General features: G+C 66.4%; 19 protein-coding genes. 4 read left to right on the top strand and 15 right to left on the bottom strand.

Features of this window, described 5'->3' with window-relative positions; all coding sequences use genetic code 11:
- Positions 1 to 97 precede the first annotated feature (97 nt).
- The 7 genes from P2Q00_RS37200 to P2Q00_RS37170 form a co-directional block, all read right to left on the bottom strand.
- Positions 98 to 565 (bottom strand): hypothetical protein, encoded by a 468-nt coding sequence (locus tag P2Q00_RS37200; protein ID WP_275778513.1) that lies wholly within the window; start codon positions 563 to 565, stop codon positions 98 to 100.
- Positions 566 to 656: 91 nt separating this feature from the next.
- Complete coding sequence (locus P2Q00_RS37195; protein ID WP_275778512.1) at positions 657 to 881, bottom strand: DUF397 domain-containing protein; 225 nt, start codon at positions 879 to 881, stop codon at positions 657 to 659.
- Positions 882 to 1,434: 553 nt separating this feature from the next.
- Positions 1,435 to 2,268 (bottom strand): helix-turn-helix domain-containing protein, encoded by an 834-nt coding sequence (locus P2Q00_RS37190; RefSeq protein WP_275778510.1) that lies wholly within the window; start codon positions 2,266 to 2,268, stop codon positions 1,435 to 1,437.
- Positions 2,258 to 2,779: a DUF6879 family protein gene (locus P2Q00_RS37185; protein WP_275778508.1), complete on the bottom strand. Its 522-nt coding sequence runs from the start codon at positions 2,777 to 2,779 to the stop codon at positions 2,258 to 2,260. Before P2Q00_RS37185 ends, P2Q00_RS37190 begins: the two co-directional genes overlap by 11 nt.
- On the bottom strand, positions 2,763 to 2,969 hold the full coding sequence (locus P2Q00_RS37180; RefSeq protein ID WP_275778506.1) for a hypothetical protein: 207 nt from the start codon (positions 2,967 to 2,969) through the stop codon (positions 2,763 to 2,765). Before P2Q00_RS37180 ends, P2Q00_RS37185 begins: the two co-directional genes overlap by 17 nt.
- Before the next feature lie 172 nt (positions 2,970 to 3,141).
- Entirely contained in the window at positions 3,142 to 3,324 is a 183-nt protein-coding gene (locus P2Q00_RS37175) for a DUF397 domain-containing protein (protein ID WP_275778504.1), read from the bottom strand.
- A gap of 10 nt (positions 3,325 to 3,334) precedes the next feature.
- The gene (locus tag P2Q00_RS37170) at positions 3,335 to 4,186 is read right to left on the bottom strand and encodes a helix-turn-helix domain-containing protein (RefSeq protein ID WP_275778503.1); all 852 of its coding nucleotides are present in this window, start codon (positions 4,184 to 4,186) and stop codon (positions 3,335 to 3,337) included.
- A 234-nt stretch (positions 4,187 to 4,420) separates the two neighbouring features.
- On the opposite strand from P2Q00_RS37170, the gene P2Q00_RS37165 reads away from it, so the two are divergent.
- Positions 4,421 to 4,864: an ATP-binding protein gene (locus tag P2Q00_RS37165; protein WP_275778502.1), complete on the top strand. Its 444-nt coding sequence runs from the start codon at positions 4,421 to 4,423 to the stop codon at positions 4,862 to 4,864.
- 966 nt (positions 4,865 to 5,830) lie between these two features.
- On the opposite strand, the gene P2Q00_RS37160 is transcribed toward P2Q00_RS37165, so the two are convergent.
- The 5 genes from P2Q00_RS37160 to P2Q00_RS37140 form a co-directional block, all read right to left on the bottom strand.
- Positions 5,831 to 6,232: a hypothetical protein gene (locus tag P2Q00_RS37160; RefSeq protein ID WP_275778500.1), complete on the bottom strand. Its 402-nt coding sequence runs from the start codon at positions 6,230 to 6,232 to the stop codon at positions 5,831 to 5,833.
- A 240-nt stretch (positions 6,233 to 6,472) separates the two neighbouring features.
- On the bottom strand, positions 6,473 to 6,994 hold the full coding sequence (locus P2Q00_RS37155) for a hypothetical protein (RefSeq protein WP_275778498.1): 522 nt from the start codon (positions 6,992 to 6,994) through the stop codon (positions 6,473 to 6,475).
- A gap of 269 nt (positions 6,995 to 7,263) precedes the next feature.
- Positions 7,264 to 7,425 carry a hypothetical protein gene (locus P2Q00_RS37150; protein ID WP_275778496.1) on the bottom strand — a complete coding sequence of 54 codons (162 nt, stop codon included), beginning with the start codon at positions 7,423 to 7,425 and terminating at the stop codon, positions 7,264 to 7,266.
- 942 nt (positions 7,426 to 8,367) lie between these two features.
- Positions 8,368 to 8,793: a PIN domain-containing protein gene (locus tag P2Q00_RS37145; protein WP_275778494.1), complete on the bottom strand. Its 426-nt coding sequence runs from the start codon at positions 8,791 to 8,793 to the stop codon at positions 8,368 to 8,370.
- Entirely contained in the window at positions 8,790 to 9,068 is a 279-nt protein-coding gene (locus P2Q00_RS37140) for a ribbon-helix-helix domain-containing protein (RefSeq protein ID WP_275778492.1), read from the bottom strand. Before P2Q00_RS37140 ends, P2Q00_RS37145 begins: the two co-directional genes overlap by 4 nt.
- A 215-nt stretch (positions 9,069 to 9,283) precedes the next feature.
- On the opposite strand from P2Q00_RS37140, the gene P2Q00_RS37135 reads away from it, so the two are divergent.
- The gene (locus tag P2Q00_RS37135) at positions 9,284 to 10,423 is read left to right on the top strand and encodes a sugar ABC transporter substrate-binding protein (protein WP_275778491.1); all 1,140 of its coding nucleotides are present in this window, start codon (positions 9,284 to 9,286) and stop codon (positions 10,421 to 10,423) included.
- A gap of 34 nt (positions 10,424 to 10,457) precedes the next feature.
- Here the strand turns inward: P2Q00_RS37135 and P2Q00_RS37130 are convergent, their stop codons facing one another.
- Together P2Q00_RS37130 and P2Q00_RS37125 are read right to left on the bottom strand one after the other, a co-directional pair.
- Positions 10,458 to 11,933 (bottom strand): DEAD/DEAH box helicase, encoded by a 1,476-nt coding sequence (locus P2Q00_RS37130; RefSeq protein WP_275778490.1) that lies wholly within the window; start codon positions 11,931 to 11,933, stop codon positions 10,458 to 10,460.
- A gap of 213 nt (positions 11,934 to 12,146) precedes the next feature.
- The gene (locus P2Q00_RS37125; protein WP_030379203.1) at positions 12,147 to 12,350 is read right to left on the bottom strand and encodes a cold-shock protein; all 204 of its coding nucleotides are present in this window, start codon (positions 12,348 to 12,350) and stop codon (positions 12,147 to 12,149) included.
- Positions 12,351 to 12,482: 132 nt separating this feature from the next.
- Between P2Q00_RS37125 and P2Q00_RS37120 the strand changes: the two genes are divergently transcribed.
- Both P2Q00_RS37120 and P2Q00_RS37115 read left to right on the top strand, forming a co-directional pair.
- Positions 12,483 to 12,860: a DUF952 domain-containing protein gene (locus tag P2Q00_RS37120; RefSeq protein ID WP_275778489.1), complete on the top strand. Its 378-nt coding sequence runs from the start codon at positions 12,483 to 12,485 to the stop codon at positions 12,858 to 12,860.
- 133 nt (positions 12,861 to 12,993) lie between these two features.
- Positions 12,994 to 13,812, top strand: coding sequence for a COG4705 family protein (locus tag P2Q00_RS37115; RefSeq protein ID WP_275778488.1), 819 nt, complete (start codon positions 12,994 to 12,996; stop codon positions 13,810 to 13,812).
- A 34-nt stretch (positions 13,813 to 13,846) separates the two neighbouring features.
- On the opposite strand, the gene P2Q00_RS37110 is transcribed toward P2Q00_RS37115, so the two are convergent.
- The gene (locus P2Q00_RS37110; protein WP_338059379.1) at positions 13,847 to 14,308 is read right to left on the bottom strand and encodes a hypothetical protein; all 462 of its coding nucleotides are present in this window, start codon (positions 14,306 to 14,308) and stop codon (positions 13,847 to 13,849) included.
- Between the last annotated feature and the right edge of the window lie 46 nt (positions 14,309 to 14,354).

Below are 14,354 nucleotides of genomic sequence, written 5' to 3'. Positions count from 1 at the left end.
GCTCCACCTGCCCGGAACGCAACAGGACCTTGCCTTCGGTCGACTTCAGCTGCGCCTCGCCGAACCAGTTGAGCCAGTCCGGGTTCTCCTCCGCCCGTCATACGAGGGGACAGGGCAGGGTGGGCTTCGAGTGGTTCGGGGAACAGGTCACCACGGCCAAGTGCAGGTACGAGGGGCGTTCGAGGTAGAGGCCGTACGACACATCGGCGCCCGTATCGAGCCGTTCAGCGGCTGACTCGACAAGCATGTCGAGTCGAGCGGCGTTCCGGTCGTGTGTGCAGGCGAGCCGGTGTGCGTGCTCGGCGAGTTGTTCCCTGATCCAGGCCGCCGCGTCCTTGGCCTCGTCCCATGTGCTGCGAACCAACGAGCGCGGCTTGATCAGCCAGTACGCGGTTTCCAGTGGCGGCAGATCGACGATCGGGAATTCCGCCGCCACTTCCCGGTAGCGCTGGATCAGTTCCGGCCTGCTTCCGGCCGGGGGTGGGTCGGGATGTGGGGGCCGTCGTAGGGCCTCCTGATCGAAGCGTTCTTTCGCCCCGGTCCACAGATAGCCGTGATGGTGCACCAGTCGTTCCCGTTCGGGGTGTTGGGAGAAGGGCGGCCAGTCGGCCCCGCCCGTTGGCGAAGGAGGGGCGGGTCCGACTGGCGGGGTGGCGTCAGACGGACGCGCCGAAGCGCGCCGGGTCGATCCCGGCCGCGTCCAGCTCCGCCGTGGTGAACCGGAGCGGCTGTGCGTCCGGCCGCTTGCTGTCACCGAGGGCCCAGGCGTCCTCACCGATCCGGGCGAGGGTCACGCACCCCTCGGTGCAGGGGCCGCCGCATGCCTTCAAGAGGGAGGCCCCGTTGATGTCGAGCGCGTACAGGTCGGTTCCGTTCTGCATTGCTGCGCCTTCCTGTTCAACTGGTCGCGGTCATGACCGACCGCCGCCGCCCATCGCGGGCGGGAGTTCATCGAAGTGACGACACGCTTCAGCGGCGTTTGCCGGGCTCGGTGCAGTGCCGGCACCGGCACGGCGGCCACTGACTTGTCATCAAAGGCGGGAGATCATCCGTGGCGAACACGGTCCGCTCGGAATCCCAGGTCTGCCCGGAATCCCGCGACACCCGAAGCGTCATCAAGGGCCGGTCGGCAAAGAGCTGCGTGTGGGTCTCCCCGCTCACGATTTGTGTGCCTCTGCCTGGTGCTGACGCAGCTCCACATTCGCGTCTGATGCCGCGCTGTAGTTGCCTCTCGATCGGGCATTTTCCCGACTAACGCAAATACCAAGACATGCGCTGCACCCTGGCACTGCTTTCGGTTCCGCGGGCAGTTCCGTCAGTGCGTATCCCTGGGGCTTCTGCGTACTCGCCATTAATCCTCCCCGGCTCATTACCTATCCATGATCGGACATGCGCGGGGAGACGCCTAGCATTATTGGCGTTGTCGGGTAAAGATCACGAACGGAATTGGTCCGCCCATTCGGACAGGCGTTCCCTGCCTTCGCCTCCGAACAAGGCATAGCTTTCATGTACGGCGAACTCGTCCAGATAAGCCGACACGTCCCGATGGTCTCGAAAAACCATCGCCCCGGTCTGTGTCTCTACCGTTGCTATGCGTGTGTCATAGATCGTGAAGGTGTTCAGTGGGGCGGAGGGCATGTGACCTTCAAGGGGTATGATGCCCAGTCGGACATTGGGAAGCAGGCTGATCGACACCAGCCGATCAACTTGCATGGCCATCGCCGACGCAGGGAGAAACGGCCACCTGACAGCCTGTTCCGTCAGGATGAACGTGAATCGCTTCGAGGTTTCGTAGAGGACGGACTGCCGTTCCAGTTTCCGTGCAATCGCCTTGCTATGGTCGCCTGGGATGTGTGCGAGGCTGGCCCGAACGTACTCCGGAGTGGCGAGCAGCCCCGTCACCATGGACAGCAGAAAGTACCGGAATTCCGTAGAAGATCGCTCGAAGCCGGCCAGCTCATTCTGCTTCTTCTCCAGGCCCGTGCGGCGCTGTGACCAGACGTCCTGCCATTCCGTGTTCGCGGTACGCGCAAGGACCGCTACATGCGCTACAAGATCAGGGGGAGCATCCAAAGCTCTCAGAATCAATTCAACATCAACAAGAGTCGGCGTCAGCTTTGCGCCTTCAATGTTGCTGATCTTTGTTTGGGACATATTGCAGCGCTGAGCGAGCCGGGTCTGCGTGAACCCGGCCCGCTTGCGGAGCGTCTTGAGTGTTTCGGCTAGGTCCGCTCTGGACTGGCCCAGCTCCTCCGGCTCAAAGGTCAAGGCCCTTCACGTACTCCTCAAAGGGCACCGACTCGGCGAGCGCAATGCGCTGGGACTCGATGAACGGTGTGACGTCGCCCTCGTACACTTCCCGGCCGATCTGAGTGCCGTCCGCCTCGTAGTGCATCAGGACGACTTCTTTCTTGTCGAACATCCAGAAATCCTGAGTGCCCATCAGGGGGTTTTCCCTGCCAGTCACGTCCATGATTCTGATGTCTTCGCCGGCCAATGCGTGCGGCCGGTAATACATGAACTCATACTGGAGGTAGGTGGAGAGAGGGCGAGTGACGATGTGAACGCGACCCTTGCTCTTTCCTTCACGGCGCACCCTCTTCAGGTCCTCGGTGTACGCGTTTGAGTGGGTGTGAGGGTCGATACGCTCACCTGCCAGGTAGGCCCGGATCTCTACCTCTTCCTGGGGGACGTTGTAGACGGGCAGCGTCTCAAGTCGCCAGGCTTCGCTTTGGAAGTCCCGGAACTTCGCCTGCCAAGCCTCACCATCCAAGAACACGAACGGCCTCCCTGAGAACCGATTCCGGGATCTCGACGAGGGCCTCACCCTGCGGCGGCTCGAAGGCGTCGGACACGTCACCCTGGACGACGATGGAGCCGCTTGCGGTGCGATAGACGTTGGGGCAGTCGTTCTGATTGCACTCCCCGTTCCCGTTACCGGTGAGCCGGGTCAGTTCCTCACGCGCCATGCCGAAACCCCCTCTTGTCCGCCCCGGTTGGGGCTCTGGGACACGACGCTACGGGGGTTGCTCATGGCCGTCGATGCGGCGACGCCAATATTCGCGTTGTCGGGTAAGGATCTTGGTCGCGCTTGCGGGCGTACTTGCGAGGACTTGCCTGCGGGATTGCTCGGCCTAGTGCTCAGTGCCTCGCGTCCGCCGCGTGCGAGAGGAAGTCCGCCCAGGCTGTGGGTTCGAGGGTTAGGTGAGGACCGCTGATGTTCTTGGAGTCTCGGATGTGGACGGCGGTGGGGGTCGTGGCTATCTCGACACAGGCGGAACCTTGTTCGCTGTAGGTCGACTTCTGCCAGGTCGGTTCGGTCATGGTTCGCCTCTCAGGTGTCTTGGGTGATGCGGTGGATGAGGTCGCGTGAGGGGGCGGGCGTCAGAGCGACGGCCTCCATGCGGTCGAGGACGAGTCGGTACATCTCCAATCGTCCTGCCGCGTCGACGAGTTCGCTGCCGTGTGCGGTGTCCACCTCGACGGTGTCCAGGGTGGGCACCGGGCCATGGAAGTAGTCGATGGCATGGCCGGTCGTGGGGAACGAGGTGCCGTCGAAGGGGATCACGCGGAGGCTGACGGCGGGGTGCTCGCTGGCCTCGGTGAGGTGGCACAGTTGGGCCCTGGCCACTTCGCGACCACCGAACTGCATGCGCAGGGCAGCCTCGTGGACGATCGCCGTGTACGGCGGTGGCTGCTCGCGGTGAAGGATGGCCTGACGCTTGATGCGGTGGGAGATGCGGTACTCGATCTCGTGTGGACGCAGGGTCGGAACCGCTTCGCGGAACAACGCGCGGGCATGTTCCGGTGTTTGGAGCAGGCCGGGGATGTTGATGACCTGGGTTACGCGCAGCGCCGTCGCGTTGTGTTCCATCTCGGCCAGGTCGAGGAGGCGGGGTGGCAGGGTGTCGCGGTACTCCTCCCACCAGCCACGCGTACGGTCCGCAGCCATGGCGGCCAGGGCATCGACCAGGCGCTGGTCCGTGCAGCCGTAGATCTGGGCGAGCGTGTGCACGCGATCCGCGCTGATGCCGAAGCGGTTCGCCTCGATGTTGCTCATCTGCGCCTGCGTCGTACCCAAGGACCTGGCGGCCTCGGCGGCGGTCATGCCGGCGCGTTCCCGTAGCCGGCGCAGTTCCACTCCGATGCGGAGTCGGCGGGCCGTGGGGTTGGGCCTCGGTGCCATGCCCTCACTCCGTTTCGTATACCTGGCGTAGTGGTCACCCACACGAAGGGGATTACTGAAGGTTTTGCAGAACTCAGCAAAACCTTCAGTAATCGAGTCTACGGTGAAACCCAAGCCGCTCAACCCCCGGCCGACAAGCCGGAAGCGCACCGCGCGCCGCTCTCCCCGCGCGGCACTGCCACCGCCCGACCGGGACACCGAGCGAGCCAAATCCCTCCACCGTAGGAGCCGTTCATGGTCACCGTATCCCCGTGCGACACCTGGGCGTACGCCCTCCGCCTGCCCCACGACCCCCGCGCGGCACGCGTCGCACGCATGACCGTACGGTCCGTGCTGGACAGCCATGGCAGGCCCGAAGTCCTCGACGCCGTCGAGCTGTTGATCTCCGAGATGGTGACGAACGCCTATCGTCACACCAAGGGCCCCGCGTCCCTCCGCCTGACCGCGCTCGCCGACGGGCGCCTGCGCGTCGGGGTATGGGACAGCCACCCCCGCATTCCCGCACCCTTCGGACAACCGCCCCACGACCATGTCCCACTCGCCCCGCTTGATGCCGACGGGGGGCGCGGCCTGCAACTCGTACAGGAATACGCCGACTGCTGGGGCGGCGTGTCCCTCGGCAACGGCCCATTCGACCGTCACGCCGGGAAGCTGTTGTGGTTCGAGGTGGGTGGCTGAGCGCCCCCTGGATCCAGGGCTCAGTCCTCGAACCCTTCGCCGTCGCAATTAGGAAGCTAGGAACGTACATGCCTCGGCGAGGAGGACAGGGTGTCGTAGCCGGACCCCCTTGCCTCGGTTGCAGAGCGGGTAGAGAACCTCGAACTCGTGCTCTCAGCTTGGGAAGCTGAGGCATTTTGGGCGCAGTTGGGGCGTTGACCTGGGCGAACTGTGGAGCTGCCACCTTCTGTGGCTGGGCCGCTTTCCCCGTGATTCCTCGCTGTTCCTCGCCCTATCTGGTGCGCCTGTGGTGCACGGGCGTTGTCAGCGGCTGCCCGTACGCTGCGAAGCGTTGGGTCGATCTGCTGTCTCGATAGGGAGAGCGCGCGACCAACGGGGGTGGCTCAGAAGAGATCCCCGAGCCCCGTCGGTACGGGAGCTCGTGAAGCTTCGACACCCCCCTCCCAAAAGCTGCCCAGGTCCCGGACCGCGCGTGGATCACTTCTTGCGACGCCTGCTCGCACGCTTCTTCAGTTCGGCCTGACCACGCTTCGTCCAGTCACCCTGATGGAGGTAGCAACGTGACGTGCCCTTCAGCGTCTTGTTCTGACAGCGACCTCCGGCTGCCGTCGGCCAACCGCACTTCCCCTGCTTCCACTCACCCACGGTGTGTCCCCCTCCCGTTGGTTCGCTTACCGTCTGGGCATCCAGCGTGTGTCACGTAGCCGACGGGGAGCAGGGCGCACAGTCAGCGGAGTTAGGCGATGCGGGCGCACGCGGGTCAGTACGTCGGGAGCGCCCTTCTGAGTGCATGCTTTCCAACTGTGTTGGTGGGGTGTGTGCGGGGGCGTTCACCTGGGTTCATGGGCGGCCGACCGCCCAAGTCGTGGCTGCCGTGGAACGCGACTGAACGCCCTTGAACGCAGACGAATCAGACGGATACTGAGACGGCCCGTCCTGGGGTGGCGGGTCACGTCGGCGAGTTGCTCACCACGTCCGCCACTTGTCGGTGAGCTCGTACCGGCCGAGTCCGTGTCGGGCGGTCATCGCTACCACGTCGAAGCCGCGTTCGGTGAGTGCCTCGTCGATGTAGGCGCACAACTCTTCGCGCTCGCCGGTTTCGAAGGCGCATCCGTTGCGGGCGTCGTTCACGGCGTTCAGGGCAAGGACGACGCGTTCCACCACGGCAAAGATCTGGGCGTCGTCGGCCTTGGTCAGCGCGAGCAACTCGGCCTCGAAGGTGTCAAGGACGGTATCGGTGGCCACCAGCAGCTCATCGGGAAAGAGCGCGGCCATGCATACACAGCCGGGTTCCAGAGTGCCGGCGGCAAGCTTTTCGGCTTCCTCGGCAACGCCTCTGCGCCAACTTGTTGTAGGTCTCTCATCCATGGAGCGGACCGTACAGCGCAGGTCTGACAGCGGGCTGTACTCCCTGCCGTGGTGCGTGTGGGATCGGTACCAGACGCACGCTTTCCAACTGTGGTGGTGGGGTGTTGGGGCGTGTGCAGGGGCGTTCACCTGCGTTCATGGGCAGTCGGCGTGTACATCGTGCCCGGCGGGTGGTCTCCCTTGAACGGCCGTGAACCGGGCCGAATGAGACGGAAACTGAGACGGAGCCTGCACCACAGGTCATGCCCCTTGGACCACATCCCGGGCTACCTGAGTGAAGTTCCGGAGGCGGCCGTGGACGATCTGCAACGTTTCATCGAACCCGACTTCCAATTCTGCGAGTCGCTCACCGTCTGCGTCGTCAGCGAGACCTTGACGCCACTGCATGGCAACGACCATGCACGTGTTGACCGATCTGTAAAGCTCGTCAGCAGCGACCTCGGCCGATGCCGGCCCATCGATCTGGACGGAGGCGAGCCTGCGACGAGCGGAGACCACATGGGTAACCACCTCTTCGCCCAGCCAGCTGTAGAGAGAGGAGACGTCCGGCGTTGGGGCACTCAAGCCTCGGCCTGCCGACTCCAGTCCATCCACGGCCCCTTGAATGGCATCAAGGAAGTCGGCGTAAGTGGCACGCTGCTTCTCGCGCAACCACTTGTCGCGCTCGGCTTGAACGTAAGCACTCTGTTGCCATCGCAGGGACCACCAGGTCAAGACGCCCGCGCAGCCAGTGGCAACGGCCCCCACCAGAGCCCCAAGCATGGCCGCCCACCCTGGATCCATAGCTCAGATGCTTCCCCCCTTCGAGGGCCCGGACACAGAGGCGACATCAGCTTGGGAAGCTCGTGTTCCCGGTGGGAGGCTGCTTGGCTGAACTGCAGCCGAGCGGGCGCGGGGCCCGACTGGCCGGCGGCCCGGTCCCCGCCATTCCCCGTGGTTCCCCGCACGTTCTGGCACGTTTCTGGCACGGGCGCGGCCGTCCGATATCTGCGTCTGCCGTGAGCCACGGACTACTCGTAGGTGGTCGCAGCTCATAGAGCTCGTGCGAAGAAGCTCCAGTGACCGCTGGCGGGCAGATGGCGGGCGGTGTTGTTGTACCCGCCGTCCGCGTCGTCCAGGTGGTACGGGTTGATCGAGGAAGGCAAACGGCGCACCCCCCAGGTGATCGACAACGACCCCCTGCTGTCGTTCATGCTGCGTCTGTGCGATCAATCGGAGCCGCGAGGTCCTACGGTGTTGACGGCGCGCATTCCTAGCCTCGTCAGCGAAGCCAACGCGCAAGGTTCGGACGCATGTTGGGTTCTGACGTGTGTCCGATGGCAGTGGGCTTGCGGCAAGATTGCACAGCACTGGCAAGGTCGAAGTCGGGTTGCCCGCGACCTTCCAGGGAAGGATTTCGAGTGCATCTCAGTGAGTCGGAGGGGGCTGCTCATGAGCGGTACATCATCGCGTCACGACAGGACAGAGCCGGGGCCACTGCCCGAGCGCGGCTCCCATCGTTTCAGCGACGATCCCCCTGATCCCCTCGCCTCGCTGCTGGCCAAGGTCAACGATGGGGAACACATCTCGACTCCTGGAGACAACGCGGGTGGCGAAGACCGCGACCCCCATGACGAGGAATGGCGGGAACATGATCGCCACGGCCCCTATGCGCAGGGGCGTCGCCGGAGGAACTAACGCACAGGGCCAAGTCCCCGTCTGCGGCGGCGCAGTCGGGGACTTGGCGTGAGCGGGGCGGCTTGCTATTCGCCGGGCGGACGGCGCGCGCCGGGCGACAGCTCGCCCCTGTCCAGGAACGGAAGCCGACCAAGATCTTCTACCGGATTTCTCCCAAGCGATCTTCAGGAACCACTCAGGGGCCCGACCCACGATGGTGGATCAGGCCCCTGAAGTGGTGTTTCACTGTCGGGGTGGCGGGATTGAACCCACGACCTCTTTGTCCCGAAGCAACTGGGGCTGGGGTGCTGCCTCGGGTTGCAATCCTCTTCACCTGCGCTGATGGTCCGTAGACGTTCGCGCTTGTCCGCCGTTGTTCGTGGGCGTTGTCACGCAGTTACTAACCGACGGTCGGGCTTCGTCGATGGCCACGAGACAACCTGCCAGCACCGGCCGCGCACTACCTGTCATACCTTCTGTCACACCTTCTTGACGACGACGGTGTCCGGGAGGAGCTTCTCCAGGTCGTCCACGTCCGAGGTGAAGACGGTCACCTGCCCCTTCTGCCGGCGTGCGATGACGGCGAGCACGGCATCGATGGCGTACTTGTGGCCGTGCAGTTTGGCGTCGGCCAGGAGGCGGCGGGCCTGGCGGGCCTCGTCCTTTCCGATGTCGGTGACCTTGAGTCGGGAGAGGACCCAGTCCCAGCGCTGCTCGGTGGTTCTGGCGTCGTATGCCTCGACCAGGGTCATGGGAGACGTCACCACCTCGGCCTCACCCCTGGCCGCGAGGTCGAGCCAGGCGATCATCCTGCGGTCGCCGCGCACGGCTAGGGACAAGGCCTCGCAGTCGAGTACGAAGACGCGCAGTGGCCTTCGGTTGTGCTCGCCGGCGCGCTTCTTCACGCGGCCTCTCCGGGGTTGTGTCCTCCGGTGGTGCGGCGGTGCTCGTGCTCGGCGTCGAGATCTTCCAGTTCCGCGAGTGCGGACGCGCGCTCGTCCTCGGTGACCGGGCCGTGTTCCTCCTGCAGCCAGTCGACCAGCTCCAGCAGCCGGTCTCGGTCGCGCTTGAAGCGCAGTGCTTCGGCCACATATGCCGAAAGGCCCCGTTCGGCCGCCTCGGCGCGGATCTCGTCCAGGAGGTCCTCGGGGATCGTCACTGTCACTTTCTTCGTCGCCATACAAGAGACCATACTCCTGGTGTCAAAGCCCCTACTGCCAAAGTCCCTATCAAAGGGTTGGAAGGGTCGCGCTGGCCGGATCGCCACCCTCATGAGGAGATTCCGTATGAAGTTGAAAGGATGACAACCGGATGTCTTGACGTCGTCTCCACGAGCCCGTTGGCTTCTCCTTCATCCGGTGGCCCGCTCCTCCATTGCCCGGAAGGCACCTGCAAGTGATCGTTCACACCCCCCGCAGAACCGGCGCGCGTCGTTTCGCCGTCGTCCCCGTTCTCGCCTGCGCCTCGGTGCTCCTCCTCTCCTCGTGCGGTGTCATCGACAGCGTCAGCGGGAGCAGTAGTTCCGCGAGTCCGAAGAAGGGCGACGACATGACGGTGGGGCTGCTGCTGCCCGACAAGGACACCGCGCGGTTCGAGAAGTTCGACTACCCCATATTCAAGGCGCAGGTCGCCTCCCTCACCCACGGCAAGGGCAAGGTCCGCTACGCCAACGCCGGGGCGAGCGTGGCCAAGCAGAGCACGCAGTTCGCGGAGATGATCGACGCCAAGGTCGACGTCATTCTGGTGGACGCTGTGGACTCCAAGGCCATCGCGCCGGATGTGAAGAAGGCCAAGGACGCGGGGATACCCGTCATCGCGTACGACCGGCTCGCCCAGGGGCCGATCGACGCGTACGTCTCGCACGACAACGAGCTCGTGGGCGAGGTGCAGGGCCGTGCCATCACCGACGGGCTGGGCGACAAGGCCACCACCAGCAAGATCGTCATGATGAACGGCGATCCCGGCGACCCGAACACCGCCCGCTTCAAGGAGGGCGCGCTCAGCGAGCTCAAGGGCCGGGTCGTCATCGCCAAGTCGTACGACACCAACAAGTGGCTGCCCTCGGCCGCCAAGGCGAACATGAAGAAGGCGATTCAGTCTGTCGGGCTGAGCAACATATCCGCCGTCTACTCGGCCAACGACGGCATGGCGGGTGCCATCATCGACGCCCTGAAGGCTGCGGGCGTCACCAAGATGCCGCTGGTCACCGGCCAGGACGCCAACCTGGACGCGGTGCAGCGGATCGTCGCCGGCGAGCAGACGATGACCGTGTACAAGTCGTTCCTGCTGGAGGCGACCAACGCCGCGGAGATGGCGGTGGACAAGGTGAAGGGCAAGAGCCTTGAGTTCGACGCGCTGACTCAGGACTCCGTCGACAGCCCGACGCAGAAGGCGATCCCGGCGATGCTCGTCCCGGTGGTCGCCCTCACCAGGGGCAACATCAAGTCCACCGTGATCAAGGACGGCGTCTACACCGTCAAGGACATCTGCACCGCCAAGTACGCGGCGGACTGTGCGGCGATCGGGCTGAAGTAGCCCTCATCCCCCCATCGCCCCTATTCATCCGGTCTCAGTGGCCGTTCCCCTTGGCACCCTTCGCAGGGGAGCGGCGGCGGCCCTGCTGGGCGGGGCGGCCGCGCCGGGAGCGTGGGGCGGACCCCGTACGGGCCGGACGGCCACCGGCTGCCGGGCGGTTCTCGGTGGCCGGCGGGGTCAGGACGACGGGCACGCCCGACGGGGTCTGGGCGCCGGTGATACGGCTCAGTTCGGCCTCGCCCGAGCGGACTCGGGTGGTCCGCGGGGTGATGCCGGCGTCGGCCATAAGGCGGGACACCTCGCGGCGCTGGTGGGGCAGGACCAGGGTGACGACGGTGCCGGACTCCCCGGCGCGGGCCGTACGGCCGCCCCGGTGCAGGTAGTCCTTGTGGTCGCCCGGCGGGTCGACGTTGACCACGAGGTCCAGGTTGTCGACGTGGATGCCGCGGGCCGCCACGTTCGTGGCCACCAGCACGCTGACGTGGCCGTCCTTGAACTGGGCCAGGGTCCGGGTGCGCTGGTTCTGCGACTTGCCGCCGTGCAGGGCCGCCGCGCGCACTCCGACGGCCAGCAGCTTCTTGGCCAGCCGGTCCGCCGCGTGCTTGGTGTCCAGGAACATGATCACCCGTCCGTCGCGGGCGGCGATCTCGGTCGTGGTGGCGTGCTTGTCCTCGTCCTCCACGTGCAGCACGTGGTGGTCCATCGTGGTGACGGCGCCCGCGGACGGGTCCACGGAGTGGACGACGGGGTCGTGCAGATAGGTGCGGACGAGCCGGTCCACGTTGCGGTCCAACGTCGCCGAGAACAGCAGCCGTTGACCGTCGGGGCGCACCTGGTCGAGCAGGGCGGTCACCTGCGGCATGAAGCCCATGTCGGCCATCTGGTCGGCCTCGTCCAGGACCGTGATCGAGACCTGGTCCAGGCGGCAGTCGCCCCGGTCTATGAGGTCCTTGAGGCGGCCGGGTGTCGCCACGACCACCTCGGCGCCCCCTCGCAGGGCGCTCGCCTGGCGGCCGATCGACAGCCCGCCGACCACGGTGGCGAGCCGCAGCCGCAGCGCGCGGGCGTACGGCGTGAGCGCATCGGTGACCTGCTGGGCCAGTTCCCTGGTGGGGACGAGGACGAGGGCGAGCGGCTGCCGGGGCTCGGCCCGCTGCCCCTCGGTACGGGCCAGCAGGGCGAGGCCGAAGGCCAGCGTCTTGCCCGAGCCGGTGCGCCCGCGGCCCAGGACGTCCCGGCCGGCCAGGGAGTTCGGCAGCGTCGCGCCCTGGATCGGGAACGGTGCGGTCACGCCCTCCGCGCCGAGCGTGGCCAGCAGGCGCGCGGGCATGCCGAGCTCGGCGAACGCCTCGACGGGCGGCAGCGCGGGGGTGACGGTGACCGGCAGTGCGAACTCGCCGCCGGACGCGGCGGGGCGGCCCCGGCCGCCCGTACGGGAACGGGGGGATCTCTTGGGCGTGTTGCTCGTACGCGTGTTCGTACGCGCGTTCGTGCGGGGCGTGCGGTTCATGCGGAACCCTCCTCGATGCGGCACGTATCGAGGAATGCCTCCCACCGGACGGGCCGTATGAGGATTCGCAAGAAGGAGCCGAAGAAACTGAAGGAACGGAAGAAGAAAGGGAAGGGGGGAATCAGGTGGAATGCGGGAAAACGCAACGAGCCGGGGCCCGCACCCAAAGAGTGCGGGCCCCAGCCACGTGGTGCGAACGCGTCGGCGTCAGCTTCAGGCGGGAACGATGTTCTCGGCCTGCGGGCCCTTCTGGCCCTGCGTGACGTCGAAGGTCACCTTCTGGCCCTCCTGAAGCTCACGGAAGCCGGACGTGGCGATGTTCGAGTAGTGGGCGAACACGTCGGCGCCGCCACCATCCTGCTCGATGAAGCCGAAGCCCTTTTCCGAGTTGAACCACTTCACGGTGCCGGATGCCATACCTGATCTCCCTCAACAAAAAAGAGTGCTCGTCGACGGAAGGCCGAAGAGCACTCAAAAGCCTCTGGTACCAAAACTGCCATTTGGCACCGTAGCACAGGTGGTGGTGCGGCGCCGGTGTATAACCGGCCCATGATCTATCACGTCGTGCCGAGCGCCGAGTGGAACGCAAGTCCCGACCGGCCGTACGCCCCCGCCTCCCTCGCCGAGGACGGCTTCGTCCACTGCTCCCCCGACGAGGCGACCACGCTCAAGATCGTCAATGCGTTCTACGGCAGCGCCACCCGGCCGCTGTTCGTGCTGGTGCTCGACGAGGCGCGGCTGACCGCGGAGTGCGTATGGGAGGCGGCGGATCCCGCGCCGCCGCCGGGAGTCTCCGACGACGTCCTGTTCCCGCATGTGTTCGGGCCCCTCGACCGGGAGGCCGTGGAGCGCGTCCTCGTGGTCCGGTGGGACGAGGACGGTCGGGCGACGGGGCTGGCGGACCTACCACCTGCCGTGCGCCCCTGAACAGCGCATCTGCCGTCCTGTTCAGGTTGCGTTCAGGCCCGGACGGGGCTCGGGCAACTCAACCCCCAGGGGCGCCAAAACTCTGGCAAAGGGGCCTGTGGCGACGGCCGTCCACCGTGTCATCGTGCCTGCCATGACGACAGATCACCTCACCCCCAACCGGCCCACGGAGCCCGCACAGTCCGCGCAGCACGCGCGCCGTGTGCGGCACGCGGCGAGCAAGGTGCCGGAGGTGACCGTCTACTTCTGGATCATCAAGGTGCTGACCACCGGCATGGGCGAGACGGCCTCCGACTGGCTGGCCCATCTGCTCGGCCCGATCCCCGCGGTCGGGATCGGCGGCGTCGGCTTCGTGGCCGCCCTGGCGGTGCAGTTCGCCGTGCGCCGGTACGTCGCCTGGATCTACTGGACGGCGATCGTGGTGGTGAGCGTGTTCGGCACGATGGCCGCCGACGTGCTGCATGTCGGCCTCGGCGTGCCGTACCTGATCTCGACCCCGTTCTTCATGGTCGCGCTCGCCGCCGTCTTCTTCCTCTGGTACCGCAGCGAGGGCACGCTCTCCATCCACAGCATCCACACCCGCCGCCGCGAGGCCTTCTACTGGGCGGCCGTCCTCGCCACCTTCGCCCTCGGCACCGCGGCCGGCGACCTCACCGCCACGATCGGCCTCGGCTACCTCGGTTCGGCCGTCGTGTACGCCGCCGCCATCGCCGTCCCGGCCGTCGCGCACCGCTGGGGCAGCCTGAACGCGGTCGCCGCCTTCTGGTCGGCGTACGTCATCACCCGCCCGCTCGGCGCCTCCGTCGCCGACTGGATGGCCATGAGCCACCAGCGGGGCGGCCTGAACCTGGGTCTGGGTCCGGTCACGCTGTCCTGGACGGTGGCCATCCTCGGTTTCGTCGGCTATCTGGCGGTCTCGCGTGCGGACGTGGACGTCCGCAGCGACGGCTGACGGCCACGCCCCGAGCCGCTCTGCCGACGACCGGTCAGGCCGCCGCATGGCGGGCAAGCCCCCGTACCGCCAGCGCCGCGCACACCGTCGCCAGCGGCAGCTCCGCGCCGAGCGCCATCGCCACCGCGGAGATCCGGTCCCCGCTCGTGGCCGCCGTCATCGTGTCGAACCAGGCGTCGACCAGCAGCAGCGTCGCGGTGGCGGAGGCCGTGAGCGCGTGCAGGCGGTGGCCTCGGGCGGCCAGCAGGCCGGTGGCGATCAGGCCCAGCGCCTCCAGGGTGTCCAGGCCGACCCAGGCGGTGTTCCAGTGCGCGGCCTCGGCGGTACCGGGCAGGCCGTTCGCCAGCACGACCAGCCAGGGCAGCAGGGCCAGGCCGCAGCCTACGAGGACGTGTTCCGTGTGGTACCGGCGGCGGAGCCGTCGTACGGCTGCGCGGGGAGTGGCCCGCTGCACCTCACGGACGGACTGTTCCTGACGGACGATCAGCATGCTCATCGGTTCGCACTCCTCGCGTTTCCGGCTCTCCTCCACGGCCTCAAGC

Source organism: Streptomyces coacervatus, assembly GCF_029223485.1.
Taxonomy (GTDB): Bacteria; Actinomycetota; Actinomycetes; order Streptomycetales; family Streptomycetaceae; genus Streptomyces; species Streptomyces coacervatus.
This window is presented reverse-complemented; position numbering and strand designations above follow the sequence as displayed.

Bases quoted from the DNA above. Each gene is read 5' to 3' on its own strand.
- P2Q00_RS37170 (WP_275778503.1), bottom strand. From the start codon at position 4,186: ATGGCACCGAGGCCCAACCCCACGGCCCGCCGACTCCGCATCGGAGTG.
- P2Q00_RS37155 (WP_275778498.1), bottom strand. From the start codon at position 6,994: ATGCTTGGGGCTCTGGTGGGGGCCGTTGCCACTGGCTGCGCGGGCGTC.
- P2Q00_RS37120 (WP_275778489.1), top strand. From the start codon at position 12,483: ATGATCTATCACGTCGTGCCGAGCGCCGAGTGGAACGCAAGTCCCGAC.
- P2Q00_RS37175 (WP_275778504.1), bottom strand. From the start codon at position 3,324: ATGACCGAACCGACCTGGCAGAAGTCGACCTACAGCGAACAAGGTTCC.
- P2Q00_RS37115 (WP_275778488.1), top strand. From the start codon at position 12,994: ATGACGACAGATCACCTCACCCCCAACCGGCCCACGGAGCCCGCACAG.
- P2Q00_RS37180 (WP_275778506.1), bottom strand. From the start codon at position 2,969: ATGGCGCGTGAGGAACTGACCCGGCTCACCGGTAACGGGAACGGGGAG.
- P2Q00_RS37150 (WP_275778496.1), bottom strand. From the start codon at position 7,425: ATGAACGACAGCAGGGGGTCGTTGTCGATCACCTGGGGGGTGCGCCGT.
- P2Q00_RS37165 (WP_275778502.1), top strand. From the start codon at position 4,421: ATGGTCACCGTATCCCCGTGCGACACCTGGGCGTACGCCCTCCGCCTG.
- P2Q00_RS37160 (WP_275778500.1), bottom strand. From the start codon at position 6,232: ATGGATGAGAGACCTACAACAAGTTGGCGCAGAGGCGTTGCCGAGGAA.
- P2Q00_RS37140 (WP_275778492.1), bottom strand. From the start codon at position 9,068: ATGGCGACGAAGAAAGTGACAGTGACGATCCCCGAGGACCTCCTGGAC.
- P2Q00_RS37110 (WP_338059379.1), bottom strand. From the start codon at position 14,308: ATGAGCATGCTGATCGTCCGTCAGGAACAGTCCGTCCGTGAGGTGCAG.
- P2Q00_RS37195 (WP_275778512.1), bottom strand. From the start codon at position 881: ATGCAGAACGGAACCGACCTGTACGCGCTCGACATCAACGGGGCCTCC.
- P2Q00_RS37125 (WP_030379203.1), bottom strand. From the start codon at position 12,350: ATGGCATCCGGCACCGTGAAGTGGTTCAACTCGGAAAAGGGCTTCGGC.
- P2Q00_RS37130 (WP_275778490.1), bottom strand. From the start codon at position 11,933: ATGAACCGCACGCCCCGCACGAACGCGCGTACGAACACGCGTACGAGC.